We start from the raw sequence: 20,437 nt of genomic DNA, 5'->3' as shown, positions 1-20,437 counted from the left end.
CACTATTATGGATAAAAAATGAGAAGTTATCTTTGACTACTTAATGTATTTAATTAGAGAAAATAAGGTTGTTAGAGGTGAAGTTTTACCTAGTCAAAATATGTTGAAAACCAAATTTGGCTATTCAGAACAACCAATAAGAATAGCTTTTAATAAATTAATAGAATTAAAAATTGTTAAATCAATTAATGGAAAAGGCTTTGTTGTTCAAGATAAAATTTCTAATAATTTATTATTTAGTTTTAGGGAATTATTTCCCGGTTCAAACAACAAATATTATGATTTAGTTGAAATTGTTTGTAGTAAAGAATTAGCCAAAGTTAGTGGATTTCAAGAAAATAGAAAATTATGACACTTTAAATGCTTAAGAAAAACAAATACAAATGAAGTAATTTTGTACCAAGAAAGTTATATTTTAAAAGATAAATTTAGAAATGTAACAATTGAAAAATTAAATGAAAGTGGATTAATGTTTTTAATTGAAAAACACTCAAATTCAATTATAAGTCATTCTTCAAAGTCAATTTCCTTTGTTAAAGAAAGTGAAAATGAAGAATTATTAAAAAATTTTAAAGATAGAGACTCATTTAACTTTATTCTTGATTTAGGTAAAGTTTATGATATTTTTGGTGAAATATTGGAATTTAGAAAAAGCTGATATGATCCAAAACATTTTAAATGAAACTTTATTGAGTGAAGAAAATAAATTAATAATAAAATAAGTGGAAGGAATATATATCAATGAAAAAAGTTAATTATTCACTAGAAGCACAAAATTTTATAAAGGCTGTAGGTGGTAAAACAAATATTGAATCTTATTTACATTGTGTAACAAGATTACGTTTTAATGTAATTGATAAAGAAAAGGTGGATGTTGAACAAATTAAATCATCACCAATTGCAAAAGGAATAAATTGAACGCAAAATCAATTACAAATTATTTTAGGAACAGGAGTTGTGGAAGCAACTTATAGTGAAGTTCAAAAAATATTGGAAACTAATATTTCTCAAGCAGGTGATAAAGGTTCTTCATCAGATATTTCATATGAAGAATTTAAAATTAAAGCAAAAGTAAATAAGGAAGCATTAAGAAATAGTGGGGAAAAATTTGCATGATTGCAAATGAGCATGAAAACATTGGGAGATATATTCTTGCCAATTATTCCAGCTATTGTAGCTGCTGGTTTAGCAATGGGTTTTGCTGCTTTAATAAAAAATTTAATTCCATATAATTCATCATCAGATTCATTGCTTTGAATAATTGTTGATATTGTAACTAAAACTGCTTTTAGTTCATTAGCAGTATTAGTTTGTTGATCAACTGTTAAAAGATTTGGTGGAAATCCTGTATTAGGTATTATTATTGGTTTAATGTTAATTAGTCCATTATTACCTGACAAGGGATTAATTGCAGCTTATAATGCTCAAAGTAATTTCTTAGATGGTGGAGGAACAGAACAACAATGAATTAATGCAGGTTTAAAATGATTAGATGAACCAGTTCTTCCAATAATGGTTTGAATAATTCCAATTACAGGATATCAAGGATCAGTTTTACCTGCTTTAGTAGTAGGTATTGGTGTTGCTTATCTAGAAAAGTTTATTAAAACTTGAATGCCTAAGTCTGTCAATATTATTTTTACACCATTCTTAACAATTTTAATTGCATTATTAGCAGCATTATTTATATTAGGACCAATTTTATTATTAGTAGAAAATGGGGTATTAATTGGAACAAAAGAAATTTTGGGAGTACCATTTGGTTTTGGTACAGCAATAGTTGCAGGGTTATTACAAGTAATTGTTATAACAGGATGTCATCAAGTTTTACAAGGATTAGAAATGCAATTAGTAATTGATGGAAGTATTCCACAGGGGGCTAATGCTGAAATAATGGGTTCAATCTTCAACGCTATTTGAACTGCTTCAATTATTTCACAAGGTGGAGCTGCAATGGCAGTTGCTCTTAAAACTAAATCTAAACAAGAAAAAAACTTAGGAATGTCTTCAGCAGTTTCAACAATGTTTGGAATAACAGAACCTGCTATATTTGGAGTTAATTTACCGAAAATAAAACCATTTATTTATGCATCAATAGGTGGTTTTGTTGGAGGATTCTTTGCAGGGTTATTAAATGTAACTTGTCCTGGAATGGGCGTTACTGTAATTCCAGGTCTATTATTATACTCAGGAGATTGAGTAAAATTAATTTTAATAATTTTAGTAAATATTATTTCATTTGGTTCTGCATTTCTTCTAACAATATTCTTTTATTGAGAATCAGGAAGAAAAATTTCTGAAAAGCAAATTAATAAGCAAGCTGAAAAAATAGTAAGTGCACAAGTAGATATTAAAAATATTCAAAAAAATAAAGAAGTAGAAAACTATAATAATTTATTTACTAATGCAGAAAAAAAATTAATTAAATTACAAAATAAAGAAAAAAAATTAATAGAAGATAAATTAAAATATGAAAAATATGTTGAGGAAGTAAAAGTAATAAGACAAAAAGAAAAAGAAGAAAATAAAAGTGATAAAATTAAACTTAAAGAAGAAAAAAAGAAATTAAAAAATAAAAATGGGGATTAAAAATGAAATGAGAAAAATATAGTTTAATTAATGAAAGTCATTTAAATTTATTTAAAAAATATCATAATAAAAAACAAAAAAATTGATACAACAATCAATTTCATTTAGCAGGTTATTGTGGATCAACAAATGATCCAAATGGATTAGTATATTATAAGGGACAATATTTTATTTTTATGCAAAATTGTCCTTTTAGTATTCAACATTATAATAAGTCATGAGCGTTATATACAACAAAAGATTTTATTAATTATGTTTATGAGGGTTTAACTTTAATTCCTTCAACTGATTATGATAAAAATGGAGTTTTTTCAGGTAGTGCAAGAGTCAATAAAAATGGAGAAATAGAAATCTATTACACAGGTAATGTTAAGTTTAATGATTTAGAAAGAACAAGTTATACTTTAAAAGCTTTAATTGATTTAAAAGAAAAAATTATAACTAAGGAATTACTATTTGAATGTGACTTAAAAAAATACACTGGTCATTTTAGAGACCCAGTTGTTTTTGAAAACAATAACAAATTATTTATGTTGAATGGTGCTCAAACTTTAGATAAAAAGGGAGTACTAAATGTATATAAATTTATTAATGAATCTTGACAATGAACTAAGGACATAATAGTTGATGAAAAGGATGAACAAAATTCTTATATGGTTGAATGTCCAAATTTTTTTAAAATAGAAAATAAAGAGTATATTATGGCTTGTTTAGAGCAAGATGCTTCTTTAAAAGATGGAAGTCACTTTGTTAAATATAGAGAAGTTAAATTTGATAACAAAGCAAATTTTAAATTTAAATCAAGTTTTAATAAAATAGATTTAGGTTTTGATTTTTATGCTCCTCAAATATTTTCAAATACTGATGATAGAATTATTATGTTGGGTTGACTAGGAAATTCAAAATCTAATCCATTTCCAAAAGAACTAAAAACTTGAAGTAATCATTTAACTGTACCAAGACAGTTAACTTTAAAGAATAATATAATTACTCAATTGCCAATTAAAGAATTAGAAAAATTAAGATTAAATAAAATTTCTTTAAAAAATAATAGTTTTTATTATGAAAATGGTTTAGTAGAACTTAATGCCAATAAAATTTTAAATAACGATTTTGAAATTTTAATTAAAAATAAAAATAAAAATGTAGTTCTTAAAAATAAAAATAATATTTTTTCAATAGATAGAAGTCTAATGGATTATAATGATGAATTAAATTTACCTTCAAAATTAAATTTTGATAACTTAAAAATTAATACTCTGAGAATTTTAATTGATAGAAGCTGTTTAGAAATATTTATTAATGAAGGGGAACAAGTTATCTCTTTAAGATTTTTTATTAAAAACCATAATCAAATAGTAACAAACTTAAAAGAAGTAGATGTAATACAACTTGATTCAAATAAATATGTTTGAAATAATATAATTTTTAAAAATGAATTAAAGGAAAAATAAATATGAAAAAAATAATTTCAATAGGTGAAGTTTTAATGGATGTCTATTCTCATGGCAAAAATATTCAAAGTGAAGTAGGTGGAGCAAGTTTTAATGTTGCATGTTCAATTGCAGCTTTAAAAAATAACGAAAGTTACTTTATGGGAAGCTTAGGAAATGATGAGTATAAACAAGAAATAGAACTGTTAATAAAAAAATTTGATATTAAAAGAGATTTTATTCAAAATTCAAAGCTGCCAACAACAATTGCAAAAGTTACACTAGATGAAAATAGAGAAAGATTTTTTGAATTTATTAGAAATAGCGATGCTGATTTCTCACTATCTAAATTTGATGAAAAGAAATTAAAGGAAATTGATTTTATTCATTTCGGTAGTGCTACTGCTTTTTTATCAGGAAATTTAAATAAATCTTATTGAGATTTATTTAAATTTGCCAATGAAAATAAAATTAGTTTTTGCTTTGATCCAAATTTTAGAGATAAACTTTGAACTACTAAAAAAGAAATTGCTACATTTAAAAGTTTGTGTAGTAAATTTTTGGAGAAAGCAAATTTAATTAAATTAAGTGATGAGGAATTATTTTTATTAACTCAAATTAATAATGAAACTGAAGCATTAAAAAGTTTAATGAATAATAATCCAAAGAGTTTAATTTGTATAACAAGAGGTAGCAAAGATACAATGTGTGGTTGAAAAAAAGAAATTATTTTTGTAAGTACTATAAAATCTGATATTGTAGAAGATACAACAGGAGCGGGTGATGCCTTTATATCTTGTTTAATAAATGATTACGTTACAGAAAAAATATGTAGTGATTCATCAAAAGAAAAAATTATTGAGATAGTTTCTAAAGCTAATGGTTTTGCAAATAAGGCAGTTAGATACATTGGAGCACTAGCATTTCTAGAAAAGCTATAAGAATAATTTTTACTAAAGATAGTGTTAAAAGGAAAATTTAAAATGATAAATATAATTTTTAGTTCAAGATTAATTTTAAGAAAAGTTCATTTAGAAGATGCTTATGATATGTTTGAATATGCTTCAAATTCAGAAAATATAAAATATGTAGAGTTTGAAAAACATAAGTCAGTTGAAGATACAAAGCTGAATATAAAAAATTATTTTCTAAAAAACTTTGAAAATAAATTTGCAATAGTTTTGAAAGAAAATAATAAAATGATTGGCACAATAGAGTTCAGAATTAATGGTAATGAAGCAAATTTTGGATGAATTATTAATAAAGATTATTGATCAAATGGTTTTTGTACTGAAGCTGCTAAAGAGTTAATAAAAATTTATAATGAAAAATATAACATTAGTTTATTTTCAGCTTTAGTTATGCCAGAGAATTTAGCTTCAAAAAGGGTTCTTGACAAACTTGGATTTAAATACGAAAAAAATCTAATTAAAAAATTTACTTATGAAAAGTATATTTTAAAGTTCTAAAAAATTATAATTGAATTATTTTATTAGATATCTTTTACACATCTAAAACCCATATTACCAGCAGTTGATCTTGGTGCAGTTCCATTTCTAGAATATACTTTATATCTTTTACAAAAACCATCATGACATAAATATGAACCACCCCTTATGGCATAATCTTTATTTTCATTAATTTCTAAATTAGATATTTCATCAGTTTTCTTTTTTTGAAAATATTCTAAGGAAACATTTTTTGCATTTATACATCATTCTCAAATATTTCCTAACATTTGATAAACTCCATAACCATTTGGTTCAAAACTTTTTGCTGGAGCTAAATCTAAGAAACCATCTTCTAATGTATTCCCAAACGGAAAGTCTCCATTTCAAATATTTAAATTATGCTTATTATTTTGTTTTAATTCATTTCCTCAACTAAATTTATTTTGTATTAAACCGCCTCGGGCTGCATATTCTCATTCCGCTTCGGTCGGCAATCTTTTTCCAGATCATTTGCAATATTCAATAGCGTCATATAATGAAACATGAACAACGGGGTAGTTCATTTTATTTATAATATTTGATTTAGGACCTTGAGGGTGTTTTCAATTTGCACCAGGAACATCAAATCAAATACCCATTAAATCTGCTTTTTGATATTTAAGTCTTTCTTCTTTATTTAACAAAGCTGCAAATACGAATGAATTACCAAATTTTTCTGCTTCAGTTATATAGTTAGTTTCATTAATAAATTTTTGAAATTCTTCATTTGTGACAGAAGTTTCATCGATATAAAAGCCATTAATCTCTATAAGAGTAGGAGGGCCTTCTTTATCATAAATAAAACCATCTTCAGATTCACTTCCCATTAAAAACTTACAACTTTTTATTAAAATCATAATTCCTCCATTAATATAATTATAGAATTTTTTCCAAAAAATGCAATTATTATTGTAAAATTTATTTGGAGATATAAAAATGGGAATTACATTACTATGATTATCTATTATTGTTTTATTGATCTCAATATTGGGATCAATTTCAGGAGTTGGAGGAGGGGTACTTTATGTTCCCTTATTTCTAGTATTCTTAAATGATGAATTGAATGAGATAAAATATATATCTACATTTTTAGTATTTTTAGGTTCCTTTATGAACGTTGCAATTGAAATAGTAAAAAAAAGACTTAACTATAAAATTTTATTAGTAGGAGTCGTCTTTTCAACTATTTCTATTTTAATTGGAAATGTAATATCTAAAAGTATTAATTCAGATGCTGTAATTAAAATTATTGTAGCAGTAACATTAATTATTGTAACTTTTATGTTAATTTATTCAGAATATTTCTTAAAAGTAAAAGATAATACTCAAAAGCAATATAAGCTTAATAAAAATTTTTACATAATAAATAATGAGGGTGATAAAATTAATATTATTTTATTATCTTTAATTTCATTTATTGGTGGAATTATAACATCTTTAACTGGAATGGGTGGTGGTCCTATAATAATGCCTCTACTTATAATTATTTTTTCTTTAGAAATTAGTTCTGCAGCACCAATTTCACATTCTTTAATCATGGTTTCATCATTTATCTCTTTATTCTTAAATCCAATATCTATGGGTTATAATCCATGAGCTGTTAAAGAGATTTGAGTCAAGAATTTAGTTTTTGCTATACCAGTTATACTTGGTTTTATTGCAGCTATATATTTAAAAAAAGTTATTAAAAAAGAAATTTATATTAAGTGACTATTAATAATTGTCATTTGAATTTCTATTATAAAAATAATTTTAGATTTAATTTAAATAAAATTTATTACATTTAATTCATTTTTATAGTAATTATTCCAAAATGTATATTAATTTTGGAATAATTACTATATTATATTTGTAGACTACTATTAGTCTACAAAGGAGAAAAAAATGAGAGCAGTTATATTAATGTTTGATACTTTAACAAGAAAATATTTACCTAATTATGGTAATGATTGAGTTCATGCACCAAATTTTAAAAGATTAGGCGAAAGAACAATGACGTTTGATAATTTTTATGCAGGAAGCATGCCATGTATGCCTGCAAGAAGAGAAATACATACGGGAAGATATAATTTTTTGCATAGAGATTGAGGTCAATTAGAACCTTTTGATAACTCAGTATTTGAGCATTTAAAAAATAGTGATATTTATACACACTTAACAACAGATCATTGACATTATTGAGAAGATGGTGGAGGAACTTATCATACAAGATATAATACTTGGGAAGGATTTAGAGGTCAAGAATATGATCAATGAATTCCTGCAGCTTATGGTAAAAATCACGAACAACCTCATAAAAATGATATAAATACTTTTTTTGACCCAAAAACTAGACCAGAGAAATATAATTTTTTGAAATATGGAAAAGCTAATTTAGCACATTTAACACAAGATGATACAAGTTATCCTAGTGTACAAACAATGTTGTCAGGAATTGAGTTTTTAAAAGGTCACAAGGATTTAGATGATTGGTTACTACAAATTGAGTGTTTTGACCCTCATGAACCCTTTGTAACTCCTCAAAAATATCGAGATATTTATGATGCCAAATATACAGACAATATTCCTAATTGACCTAAATATAGCCACTATGATGAAGAAAAGGATGCAGAAACAGTTAAGAAACTTCAAATAGAATATGCTGCATTAATTTCAATGATAGATGTTTATTTAGGAAAAATTTTAGATTACTTTGATGAAAATGATTTATGAAAAGACACGATGTTAATTGTAAATACAGATCATGGGTTCTTAACTGGTGAACATAACTTTGTTGGTAAAACAGCAGCACCTTGATATGATGAATTAATTCATACACCATTCTTTTTACATATTCCAGAATTTTCAAATATGGATGGAAAAAGATTTGATAAGTTATGTCAAACAATTGATATAGCTCCAACTCTTTTAGATTATTTCAATTTAAAAGATGATTTTGATCGAGATGGAAATTCAATTTATGAAGCTCTAAGAAAAGATCAAAATAATCACAAGGAAATCTTATTTGGTAATAATGGTGGCCATGTAAATATATATGATGGAAAATATGTTTTTATGAAAGCATCTAAAAGTGAAGCAAATTTCCCAAATACCCAATATACACTTAACTTTAATTTTATGAAAGGATTCTTACCAAACTTCTTTTTAAATAATATGGAATATGTAAAGGGATCAAGATATTCAAATGGAATGCCAATGATGAAATATAATTTACAAGAATTTCCTATGACACCAAATTCATTTAAATATGGAGATTTATTGTTTGATTTAGAAGAAGATCCAAAACAATTAAATCCTTTAAAAGATAAAAAAATTGAATCAATGATGATTAAAAAACTAATTAAAAAAATGAAATCTGTTGATACACCTCCAGAGGTTTATGAAAGAATTGGTTTAACAGAAGAGGCATCAAAATAGTTTAATATTCCTATAATAAATAAAACCTTGAAAGGAATTATTTATGCACAAAAAAGTTTTAAATGTATATGCTATTTGCGATGGTGTTATAGACATAATAGAAAATATTGAGGATGATGTTTTTAAAAATAATTTATTAGGAACAGGCTATTTCATATCTGCTACATCTAATGAAATTCATAATCCAATTGAAAATGCTAATATAGATTTAGTTTTTGAAACAAAACATGGTTTATTTTTAAAGCAACAAAATTTGGATTCTTCTATTATGATAAATATGTGTCTTGACTTTAAAAAAGAAGATAGTCAATATTTTAATATTGCAAAAGAGCAAAATGAAAAAATAAAAAACTTTGAGAAAATAGCAGAAGTAAATTTGGATTATTTAAAAGTAGTCCATAAAAATACTAATATTGCTGTTTTAATTAATGATGAATCTAATAAAATGAATTGAGTTTTTCAACCTTATTTTGCAGGAACAACAAAGGTTAAAAAAAATGACTTAATAGGTACTTTTGAATCAATTTTAGAAAGTGAAAAAGATATTAAAGCTGATGAATACTTTAAAACTAGTTCAAATTGAGAACTGATTGCAAGACAAATAATTGAACTTGTTGGAAGAAAAGGAAATTATAGTAATTCTTACAATTGTTCAACTCGTCTTAGATTTAAAATAAAGGATAAAAGTCTTGTAGATATTGATTCACTTCAAAAAATTAAACAAGTAAAGGGAGTTGTTTGAAAAAATAATGAATTGCAATTAATTTTAGGCAAAAGTGTTTATAAATTATATACAGGTTTAAAAAAACTAGAAGATTCTGGAGAATTCGATTTATTGGCAAATAGAAAAATGTCCCTTGGAAAGAGAATGTTAGTTGCTCTTTCATCAATCATGATTCCATTAATTCCAATATTAATTGGAGCTGGTATTATAATGGCATTTGTTGGTATATTACAAATAACAAAGTTAATGCCAGATGTGGTTTTAAAAATACCAGAAGCAGGATTGAAACCAGGTCAAGAATATATTAGAGATACAAATGTAATGTGAGCAATGTTATATGTAATAGCTAATACACCTTTGAGATTTATAGGTATATTAGCAGGAATAAGTGCTGCAAAATATTTTAAATTAAATATATTCTTAGGATTGTCGATTGGTTTAATTTTAGGTAGTCCTTTAATAATTGGAGATGGGGGACCAATAGGATTTGGTTATAGTTGAGATTTATTTAAAACTGGAATAAGTCCTGATGATCCTATTTGATATGGTCTTTCTTCAATAAAAGTAATGCCTCAAGGAGCAAGAGTAATTGTTGTAATATTGGCAGTTTTAACTACAAAGAAAATTGAAAACTGAATTATAACATGAGTGCCAAAATCTTTAGAATTAATTCTAAAGTCAGCTTTAACATTATTAATTGCAGCTCTAATAACATTCTTTATAATTGGGCCAATTTGATATATTTTTGAACAATTAATTGGTGTTGGTCTAAGGTTTGTTACTAAAACTCCACTAGGAATTGGTACTGGTATTTATGCTTTAATTTGACAGCCCTTAGTTATTGTGGGTATGCACTCAGCTGTTGCTCAAATTTCACAAATGCAGGTATTGACAGATGGTGTTAGTTACTTAACACCTGGTGGAGAGTTTTCTGTATGAGGACAAGTAGGAGCTGTTATTGCAGTTATTCTTATTTCTAAAAATAGTGCAACTAAAAGAGAAGCACGATCAACTGTAATTACTGGTTTCTTTGGTGTGCCTGCTCCAATTGTTTATGGAATTAACTTACCTAAAGTAAGACCTTTCTTTGCAGGAGCTCTGGGAGCTTTCTTTGCGGGTTGTTTTAGTAATATATTAGGTGTTTCACAAAGAGTTAATACGGGTTTAGGAGTATTTTCCTTCTTTGGATTTTTCTCAAACCCAATAAATCCAGAAATTGTAACTGTTGAGTTAGTACCCAATACTTTGAATGGTTTATACAATATATTATGCTGTGTAATGGCAACTGGATTAGCATTAATGTTTACAATATTTATGTATAAAGAAAGAGTTCTTGAAAATAATATTCTTAAAAAAAATAATGCAAAAGTTATTAAAATAATTAACTTATCAAATTTTAATTTAACTTCTGAAGATAAAATAAAAGTAACAAATATTTTAAGAGCAGAAAAAAACTTTTTTACAAAAGAAGAAGTAATTAAAATTAAAAAACTTGAAAAATTATTAATTGAAAGTTTAAAATATAAAATTGAATTAGAAATTACTTTTGATAAAGAAAATAAAATTAAGGATAGATTATTTCAACAAGGATGTAATTTGATTAATAAAAATAAACCTTTAAAAGCAAAAACAATTATGGATAAACATAAAGATATTTATTTTTTAAAGAAAAAAGAAAGTCTACAAAATAAAATCCAACAATTAGATATCAAAATGGCTGATAAATTAAAATGATTAGATGATCTTATTAAAAGTAAAGAAAATGTAGTTCTAAGTAATTTTAAATTATTAGAAGATTACTTATCAGAAGATGATATTTCTTCAATAAAGTTACTATACAAAAATACTTTAAATGATTTAAAAATAACTTATAAATTACAAAAGCCAGTTGATACTAAAATTACTTTAAATAGTATTATAAAAAAAATCTCACAAGAAAATAATTTGAATAAAAAGTTAACAAAATAATTAAGTAACATTTGAGAAAGATAGGACAATTAGTTTATGAAAAATATAAATTATTTATATGATATTGGAGGATTAAGTACTAAAAAAATTGTTATGGATCATAACAATAAAATAATATCAGAGGATGTAATTTCTTATGATGATACTAAAAGACCAAATGCATGACAATTAGATGCAAGTTATGTTTTTGGTTTAATAAAAAAAGATTTACCAAAAGATATTAAAATAAATTTAGGAATTAGTATTCCCGGAATTATTGATTCAATTAATTATAAAATATTATCTGAATCTGCATTAACAAATATTAAAGAAATTAATTTAAAAGAATTTTTTAGTGACTTAAAAAATATAGAAGTATTTGAAATAGAAAATGATGCAAAAGCAGCAGCTTATGGGGAATATTATTTTGGTCAAAAACAAAAATACAAAAATATGCTTCATGTAACTGTGGGAACAGGTCTTGGTGGAGGAATTATTATTGATGGTAAAATTTACAAAGGCTTTAAAGGTGGTGCTGGTGAGTTATCAAAGCTATTTGCAAATTTTGACTCTGAGAATATTAATTTAGTTGTTCAAAGTACTTCAACAGGAGCAAATTTAAAAAGATATGCAGACTCAATTGAATTAGGAGAGCTTGCAGAAATTGAAGATGTTATAACTGCTAAAGCAAAAGATAATTTGAGAATGAAAAAATTAATTGATGGTAAATCATTTATGAAACTAGTTGAAAAAAACGATGAAATAGCTGTTAAAGTTTTTGAAATATGAACAACAAGTTTAACTAAGTATTTAGTTTCCTTAAATTTTTTAATGGATTTTGAAGCGATAACAATTGGAGGGGGAATAAGTTCCAATAGCAAATTTTTGGACACAATAATTAAAAAAGCTGAAGCTTATATTATTTTATTTAAAAATTTTTCTCCAATTGAAAATATAAATATAATAAAAAGTAATTTAGAAAATAGAGCTGGTTGTTATGGAGTTTTTGCAAAGTTAATAAAGGAGTAATTTAACTTAATAACTTTTTAAATGTATCTTATTAAGAACCTTATTTAATATAAGGTTCTTTTATTTAAAAAGTTTCAAAGCTTTTAAATAAAATTTTGTATATACTAAAATTATTTTGCTTATTAAATAATATAAATAATTTGGTATTGGGGGGTCTAAGTACATAGGTATCCCAATTTTTTCGTTTTATAATTCCGAACAAGATTATAATTGTATTAGCAAGAAAGGTTGTATCTAAATGAAATACTCAAATGAGTTAAAAATTCAAGCTGTTAATGATTATATTAATGGAATTAAATTAAAAGATATTGCAATTAAATATAATATAAAAGCTAATTCAAGTATTTTAGATTGATATCAAAAATATCATGAGTCATCTGATATTAAAGTATTTGATAGGAAAAAACGTAATAAAACCAATGAAGTTAGACTTAAAAATAAAGTTAACAAATATAGTGAAGAGAATAAAGAATTGAAAAAGAGGCTTTTTGAATTAGAAGAACAAATTAAGCGAAGTGCTTATTTAATAGAACTTAAGAAGGAAAAGAAGAAAAGAAAACAAGCAGAGAAGGAAGTTGAGTTATTAAAAAAGTCCATAGCATCATTTCTAATAGGTTATCAAAAGGTTAATAAAAAGACATATACAAAAAAAGATATAATTCAGATATATCAAACAGTATATGAATTATCATTAATGGGAAATGATGCAAAACAAACTATTCTAATTTATGGTGTTGGTTATCGTAGTTATACTAATTGAATTAAAAGAGGAAAACCCGAATATAAAAGACAATATCATCTTCATGCCAAAGAGGCTGTAGAAAGTATTTATTCAAGGAAGGACGGTATATTTGGTGCTGAAAAAGCTAGATTAAAGATATTAAAAGATTTCAATATAAATCTTTCTAGAGAGACAATTATTGAACTTAGAACAGATGTTTTATTAAAATTAAAAAAAGAAATAGCATCTTCTAAATCAAAAACAAGAATGGGAATAAGTACTCATAAGAAATATACCTCATTAGATCTTATAAAAGGAGATTATAGCTCTAATAAATATTTAGAAAAGATTGGAATTGATGGTACATGATTTAAAAATATTTATATTGGAGGAGTTAAAACAAAACGCTTATTTTTACCTGCATATGACTTTTACTCTAATGAAATTAGTTCATATTCAGTTGGCAACTCTGAAAATATACTAGTAACTCTTGAAATGCTAGAAGGTTTAGTAAGAAAAATGGATTTAGTTAGAATAAAGAAAATTATTATGCATAGTGATTTAGGTTCTGCATTTACAATTAAAGAAACAGAAAAATTTTGTAAACAGCATAATATAATTAGATCAAATTCAGCATCAGGATTTAAAGGTAATCAATTTGTAGAACAAACACATAGATGAGTCAAAAAGTATTTTTATTTAATATTTGGTAATAAATTTAATAATGATCAACATTTTAGAAGTTGTATATATAAATTTGTTAAAATTTTTAATAGTACAAATATAATCTTAAAAAATGGATGTACACCAAACGAAATGATCCAAAATTTTAGGAAATAATGTTACTTAGCCTCCCCAATACCTTTTATTAACTTTAAACTTAAAAAAAATTTTTTCTTTAAAGTTAAATGTTTTTTTTTTTTTTTTGTAATTATGATTAATGATATAGAAAGAATGAAAATTTGAAAGGTAATAATAATGAAATATGTATTTGATAAATTAGAAATTATTAGCAAGGAATTTGAAGATACCACTTTTAAAATAATAGCAAAAAAGATATTAGATAATGCTGAAAGAGGAATATTTTGTGATCAAGAGGAACTTGCTGCACAAACTTTTGTTTCAATTTCAACCATTACTAAATTTTCTAAGAAAATGGGTTTTTCAGGTTTTAGAGAACTAAACTTTAAAATGAAAAATGAATGAAAAAAACTTGATTATGAAAAAATTGAAAAATCACATACATTTGAAATTTTTCAACTAATTGAAAAATGAATTTATTATAATGAAGATTTTGTAGATAGTATTTGTAAAAAAATTAATGAGAGTAGTTTTATTAATATCTATTCCTCTTATCAAGCAATTGAATCAGCAAAATATTTTACTAATATGTTAATTGAGTATGGAAAGAATGTGACACTTTTAAATAATGAATTTAGATTTAAAGCTAAAGAAAATAATGAAAAGGGATTTAATTTATTGATACTAACTGGAAGAGATAATGATACACTTATAGATAATTTTTATAAAGCTTATGATGAAAATTATGCAAACTTTATAATTGCTTCAGAAAAACAAATTGATAAATTAAATTTAAAATTTACAAAAAAAATGATAATAGACTATTCATTAGACAATTCACAATTATCATCAAGAGAAATTGTTCTACACATGTTATTTTTTTATATTTTTAAAAAATTATAGTTATTTTTTAAAAATAGAAGATTAAAGAGAAACTTTAAATAAATTAATTATTTATTTAAAAATTATAATAGGAAATTACTTTACAATTTATAAAGTACTATAAAAATATAATTTATTATTTATTTTGACTTATTTTAATACAAAATACTTACAAAGGAGAAAAAAATAATGAAATTTGAAAGAAAAAATTTTTTATGAGGTGGAGCAACGTCTGCATCTCAAATAGAAGGAGCATATAATTTAAATGGTAAGTCATTAACTTTAGCTGAGATGAGACCATTCAATCCTAATTTAAATCGAAAAAGTATTGAAGAAATAAATAATTATTCTAAAAAAGAATATGAAAAGTCAATTGAAAATGTTAATAAACTTCATTATCCAAAAAGATATGGTATAGATTTTTACCATAAGTATAAAGAAGACATTGCTTTGTTTAAAGAAGCTGGGATGAAAATATTTAGAATGTCAATTTCTTGATCAAGAATTTATCCCAATGGAGATGAAAATAAACCCAATCAAGAAGGTATAGAGTTTTACAGAAAAGTATTTGAAGAATGTAAAAAAAGTGGAATGGAAATAATGCTTACAATTCAACACTATGATATTCCATACTCAATTGCTAAAAATTATAATGGTTGATCAAATAAAAAAGTTATAGACTTATACATTAAGTTTGCAGCAACTATCATGGAAGAATATAAAGATTTAGTTAAATATTGACTACCTTTTAATGAAATAAATGTTGCAACGCTATCACCAATTACGGGATTAGGTATTTTTAGAGAAGATTATAAAACTGAGTATGAATTTTTAAATGCATCATATCAAGGATTACATAATCAATTTTTTGCTCAAGCAAAAGTTATTGAATTGTCAAAAAATATTTCAAAAAATATCAAGATGGGGTGTATGATTGCAAATATAACTACATATGCAAGTGATTGTAATCCAATTAATATCTTAGAAAATTTACTAACTCAACAAATGAATAGATATTTTTATTATGATGTTGTGGCAAAGGGAATATATCCAACATATTCAAAAAGATATTTTAGAGAAAGAAAAATAGAAATTAATATTACAGAAGAAGAATTAAAAGTAATTAAAGAAAATACTGTTGATTATATTACATTTAGTTATTATATGACTTCAACTGTATCAAAAAGTAATCAAGATAATAATTCAGGAAATTTAATAATTGGAGGTAAAAATAAATTTTTAAATGCCACAGAATGAGGGTGACAAATTGATCCTATTGGATTGAGAATTACATTAAATGAATTATGAGATCGATATCAATTACCATTATTTATTTCAGAAAATGGAATTGGAGTTGTTGAAAAACTAGATGCAAATAATACAGTGAATGATAATTATCGAATTGATTATCTAAAAGAACATTTTATTCAAATAAATGAAGCAATTCTTGATGGTGTAGATGTCTTTGGTTATACTATGTGGACTCCAATAGACGTAGTTAGTCTTTCTACAAATGAAATGTCTAAACGTTATGGTTTAATATATGTGGACTATGATGATTATCATAATGGTAATGGAAAGCGATATAAGAAAAAGTCATTTAGTTGATTTAAAAAGTTTATTGAGACAAATGAATTTTAATAAAAAATTATTTATATAAGTAAATATTATATTTACTTTTTTTTATTGAAATATATAATTTTAATAAGTAGAAAAAGGGTAAAAACTATGTCAGTAATTAACAAATTAATAAAATTAAGTGAATCAGTTGATGATACTAATTTTAAAAGTATTGCGAAACAAATTATAGATAACTTCACAAATGGTGATTTTAAAAATCAAGAAGAACTTGGAAAACAATGTTATGTTTCACTATCAACTATAACAAAATTTTCTCAAAAAATTGGTTGTACTGGTTATCGAGAATTAATTTTTACTTTAAAAAATGAATATAATCATTATGGTTGAGCTGAGAATGTAAATAAAGTTAGTTCTTTGGAGAGATTTGATTCTATTCAAAAATGAATTATAGAAAATAATTCTTTTATTGAAAATATTGCACAAGCAATTAAGGGGGCAAAAATAATAAACTTATATGCCTCAAATCAAATTAAACATGCAAGTTCTTATATATTAGATTTATTTGACAATATGAATAAGATTGTTAGAGTATGTTCTGCAGAATATAAAAACAATTTAATAAAAAATGGTGAAAATGAGGTGGAAATTTTAATTATTTGTTCAAGTAATAATGGTTCTCTAATGAGAAAATATGAAAAAGAAGCAAATGAAAAAAACAATAAATTTCTTATTACAACAAATAGTCAGGAAATAAAATTAGATATAGTTTTTACAGATAAAATGCTAATCAATTATCAATTTGATAAATCAAAATCTATCTATAGAAATATAGCTTTAGAAATGTTGTTTCTATATATATTTGAATACATCCAAAATACTTTCTAAAATAGAAAGTATTTTCTTTTTATGGAGAAAATATTTTTTTTAAATTATTTTAGTGGAAAATATTACTGTAAGGGGGAAATATATGAATTTAAATTTATATGCACCAGTTGATTGTGAAATAAAGAGCATCTAAGATTGTTCAGATTCAATGTTTGCAGATCGTATGTTAGGTGATGGATTTGTTATTATTCCAAAATCAAATGACTTTAAAGCTTTTTTTGATAAAGCAACAGTCACGATGATATTTGACACATATCATGCATACGGTTTTGATGTTGATGGATTAAAGTTTTTAATTCATTGTGGAATGGATACAGTGGCATTAAATGGAGAGGGTTTCACTACTAATTTAAAAGTTGGAGATAAAGTATCTAGAAAAAGTGATATTTTTAGTGTCGACTTAGATTTATTGAAAAAAAAGAAATTATTAAGTGAAACCCCAATAGTATTTGAAATGAGTGATTTAGCTGATTATCAAATAAATAATTTAAAACTAGGAAAGGTAAAACAAGGTGAATTAATTTGTACAATTAATTATGAGTTTAAATCAGAAAATAAAGAAACAAATGTAAAAAGTAAAACAGATGCTGTTGAATTCTTTAGTGTATCAAACAAGTATGAAAAAAATGCTAAGTTAATTAATAAGTTTATAGGTAATCAATCAAATTATAATGAAGTATACAATTGTATGACAAGACTTAGGTTTAGCATTAAAAATAAAGAACAAGTAAATATTGATGAAATAAAGAGATTAGAACTTGTTAAAGGTACTGTTTGAAATGGTAATGAGTTACAAATTGTTATTGGTCAAGATGTTTATAAATTAAAAGAAGAGGTTATAAAACTTAATAATCAATCCTTGGCAATAAAAGCTTCAATAGGACTTAATAGTTCAAAAGTTTCTTTAGGAAGAAGGTTTTTATTAATGTTTTCAGGAATTATGGTCAAAATAATTCCTGTAATGGTTGGTGTTGGTTTAATTCAAGCTGTTATGGCTATTTTAATGCAAGCAGGAATAATGCCCAATATTGTCTTTAAATTAAGTGACAATCCAGGAATAAATGATGTTTTATTTAAAGATGCTGGTATAGGGTGGATAGTCTTATTTGCAATGGCAAAAACAACGACTTATTTTATGGGAATAATGGTTGCAGTTTCTGCAGCTAATTATTTTAAATTAGATAGTTTAATGGGTATAGCGATTGGACTTATTCTTTGCTGTCCTTTAATGTTTGGAGATGGTGGAAGTCTTGGGATAGGAAATGATTTTCTTTTACTAGATTTAGGAAATATTGATACTGGAAATCCTATGTTAGATCAAATAACTAAAATAAAGATTAATGCCATGAGTACAAAAGTCTTTGTTATTGTAGGGGCAATATATACAGCTAAAAAATTAGATACATGATTAAAAAAAGTAATTCCAGTTGCCTTGGAATTAATGTTTAGACCGTTTATTATCATTATTTAGGTTGTTCCGTTATCATTTTTTGGTTATGGAATTGCTTGAAACTTTATTGAAACTTTATTTGGAGCATTAATGTTCTATGTCGGAAAAATTCCTTTAGGAATTGGAGTTGGTATATTTGTATCAATGTGGCAAGTAGCAGTTATTTTTGGTTTACATTTAATGTTGGGATTAATTTCCTTTCTTGACCGTTTGTCTTCAGCAACAGGTGGTCAAACAGTATATGGTATTGCTGGTTCAATTTCAGTATGATCTCAAGTTGGAGCATTGATTGGAGTAATATTAATTACTCAAAATGCAAAATTAAAAAAACAAGGAATGGGTATGCTTCCAGCTGGATTACTTGGTATTACAGAACCAATTCTTTATGGAATTAATTTACCTAAAAAAAGACCATTAATTTCAGGGGTATGTGCAGCTTTTATTGCAGGAGCCTTTGCAAATATTATTGGAGTTACACAAAGAGCACAAAGTGGAATTGGAGTATTTGAAGCAATTGGTTTCTTCTCAGATCCAATTTATGGAGGCACTGGAAAACTTAATCCTGCTATTAATGGTTCATTTTATTTATTAGCTAGTTTATTAGCAGTATCAAGTGCAATACTTTTCAGTATGTTCTCTTATAAAGAAAGAGAAACAGAAAAAACCTTATTAAATAAAACAATTAGTAAATTAAAGTTATTAACAATATTAGAATTAAATTTAAATAAAGAAGACACAACAAAATTAAAAAAAGAATTAGATGAAGTTTATAATCTTTTAGATAAAGAAACTATTAATTTTATTAAAACTATTGAAAAAAATATTCAAACTTGATTAAGATATAAAATAAAATTGAGTACTATAATTGAAAAAGAAGAAATTGAAAAAGAAAAAATAATAATTAAAGGTAAGAGTTTAATTAGTAAAGAGAAATTTGATTTAGCAAATACTTATATGCAGAAATATAACTCAATTGATAATTCTGAGAAAATAAATTTATTAAAAATAAAAATTGATAATCAATATAAAGAAATTGAGTTAGAAAAATTAAATGAAAATATTTTAAAATTAGAAAAATTAATTATAGAAAAATTAGAAAAATCAAATTTTATAAAAAAAAAAAAAAAATAAATGAATTAGAACCAATAATATTTAATAATTTAAATAGTGTTCAAATTTATTATGGTTTATTAGAAAATAAAATCCCAAACATTAATTTAAATGAAAAAATTAATTATATAAAAAATAATAACTCTCTAAATAAGGAGAAAGTGAATCTAAATGTTTAATTATTGTTTTGATATTGGTGGAACATCAACAAAGTATATTATTTTTAAAAATAATATTTTATTAAAAAACCTTTCTTTCGTGTATAAAAACTCAGAAAATAATAACTTAGAAGATTTTCAAACACCATTTATAAATTATTAGTTCAGATATCAGAAGTCTTAAATAGAGAAACAAAAGAATTTAATTTATCTATTGTAT

The 20,437-nt window shown here is 24.5% G+C and carries 17 protein-coding genes; 16 read left to right on the top strand and 1 reads right to left on the bottom strand.

Annotated features, from left to right (window positions below):
- Nucleotides 1–7 precede the first annotated feature (7 nt).
- From AAHM99_RS00140 to AAHM99_RS00120, 5 genes are read left to right on the top strand one after another with little or no spacing between them, the layout of a single operon-like run.
- A complete protein-coding gene (locus AAHM99_RS00140; protein WP_339030848.1) occupies nt 8–706 on the top strand; it encodes a GntR family transcriptional regulator in 699 nt (232 codons plus the stop codon).
- A gap of 35 nt (nt 707–741) precedes the next feature.
- On the top strand, nt 742–2,589 hold the full coding sequence (locus tag AAHM99_RS00135; RefSeq protein WP_342274789.1) for a PTS transporter subunit EIIC: 1,848 nt from the start codon (nt 742–744) through the stop codon (nt 2,587–2,589).
- Between the two features lie 2 nt (nt 2,590–2,591).
- Nucleotides 2,592–4,043 (top strand): glycoside hydrolase family 32 protein, encoded by a 1,452-nt coding sequence (locus AAHM99_RS00130; protein ID WP_342274788.1) that lies wholly within the window; start codon nt 2,592–2,594, stop codon nt 4,041–4,043.
- 2 nt (nt 4,044–4,045) lie between these two features.
- Complete coding sequence (locus AAHM99_RS00125) at nt 4,046–4,963, top strand: carbohydrate kinase family protein (protein ID WP_342274787.1); 918 nt, start codon at nt 4,046–4,048, stop codon at nt 4,961–4,963.
- Between the two features lie 42 nt (nt 4,964–5,005).
- Nucleotides 5,006–5,491, top strand: coding sequence for a GNAT family N-acetyltransferase (locus AAHM99_RS00120; protein WP_342274786.1), 486 nt, complete (start codon nt 5,006–5,008; stop codon nt 5,489–5,491).
- Between the two features lie 23 nt (nt 5,492–5,514).
- On the opposite strand, the gene AAHM99_RS00115 is transcribed toward AAHM99_RS00120, so the two are convergent.
- On the bottom strand, nt 5,515–6,369 hold the full coding sequence (locus tag AAHM99_RS00115) for a formylglycine-generating enzyme family protein (protein ID WP_342274785.1): 855 nt from the start codon (nt 6,367–6,369) through the stop codon (nt 5,515–5,517).
- Nucleotides 6,370–6,448: 79 nt separating this feature from the next.
- Between AAHM99_RS00115 and AAHM99_RS00110 the strand changes: the two genes are divergently transcribed.
- From AAHM99_RS00110 to AAHM99_RS00060, 11 genes are all read left to right on the top strand, one after another.
- Nucleotides 6,449–7,279, top strand: a complete 831-nt coding sequence (locus tag AAHM99_RS00110) for a sulfite exporter TauE/SafE family protein (RefSeq protein ID WP_342274784.1) — start codon at nt 6,449–6,451, stop codon at nt 7,277–7,279.
- Between the two features lie 117 nt (nt 7,280–7,396).
- Nucleotides 7,397–8,929, top strand: a complete 1,533-nt coding sequence (locus AAHM99_RS00105) for a sulfatase (RefSeq protein WP_342274783.1) — start codon at nt 7,397–7,399, stop codon at nt 8,927–8,929.
- A gap of 43 nt (nt 8,930–8,972) precedes the next feature.
- The gene (locus tag AAHM99_RS00100; protein ID WP_342274782.1) at nt 8,973–11,621 is read left to right on the top strand and encodes a PTS transporter subunit EIIC; all 2,649 of its coding nucleotides are present in this window, start codon (nt 8,973–8,975) and stop codon (nt 11,619–11,621) included.
- A 36-nt stretch (nt 11,622–11,657) separates the two neighbouring features.
- Nucleotides 11,658–12,629, top strand: coding sequence for an ROK family protein (locus AAHM99_RS00095; protein WP_342274781.1), 972 nt, complete (start codon nt 11,658–11,660; stop codon nt 12,627–12,629).
- 238 nt (nt 12,630–12,867) lie between these two features.
- On the top strand, nt 12,868–14,190 hold the full coding sequence (locus tag AAHM99_RS00090; RefSeq protein ID WP_342274780.1) for a hypothetical protein: 1,323 nt from the start codon (nt 12,868–12,870) through the stop codon (nt 14,188–14,190).
- 138 nt (nt 14,191–14,328) lie between these two features.
- Nucleotides 14,329–15,054, top strand: coding sequence for a MurR/RpiR family transcriptional regulator (locus AAHM99_RS00085; protein ID WP_342274779.1), 726 nt, complete (start codon nt 14,329–14,331; stop codon nt 15,052–15,054).
- Nucleotides 15,055–15,222: 168 nt separating this feature from the next.
- Nucleotides 15,223–16,674: a glycoside hydrolase family 1 protein gene (locus AAHM99_RS00080; protein ID WP_342274778.1), complete on the top strand. Its 1,452-nt coding sequence runs from the start codon at nt 15,223–15,225 to the stop codon at nt 16,672–16,674.
- 87 nt (nt 16,675–16,761) lie between these two features.
- Complete coding sequence (locus tag AAHM99_RS00075) at nt 16,762–17,499, top strand: MurR/RpiR family transcriptional regulator (RefSeq protein WP_342274777.1); 738 nt, start codon at nt 16,762–16,764, stop codon at nt 17,497–17,499.
- Nucleotides 17,500–17,647: 148 nt separating this feature from the next.
- Nucleotides 17,648–18,970 (top strand): PTS sugar transporter subunit IIABC, encoded by a 1,323-nt coding sequence (locus AAHM99_RS00070; protein ID WP_342274776.1) that lies wholly within the window; start codon nt 17,648–17,650, stop codon nt 18,968–18,970.
- A 69-nt stretch (nt 18,971–19,039) separates the two neighbouring features.
- Nucleotides 19,040–20,080, top strand: coding sequence for a hypothetical protein (locus tag AAHM99_RS00065; RefSeq protein ID WP_342274775.1), 1,041 nt, complete (start codon nt 19,040–19,042; stop codon nt 20,078–20,080).
- Between the two features lie 150 nt (nt 20,081–20,230).
- Complete coding sequence (locus AAHM99_RS00060) at nt 20,231–20,380, top strand: hypothetical protein (RefSeq protein ID WP_342274774.1); 150 nt, start codon at nt 20,231–20,233, stop codon at nt 20,378–20,380.
- The last annotated feature ends 57 nt before the right edge of the window (nt 20,381–20,437 follow it).

Source organism: Spiroplasma endosymbiont of Cantharis lateralis, assembly GCF_964030855.1.
Taxonomy (GTDB): domain Bacteria; phylum Bacillota_I; class Bacilli_A; order Mycoplasmatales; family Mycoplasmataceae; genus Spiroplasma_A.
This window is presented reverse-complemented; position numbering and strand designations above follow the sequence as displayed.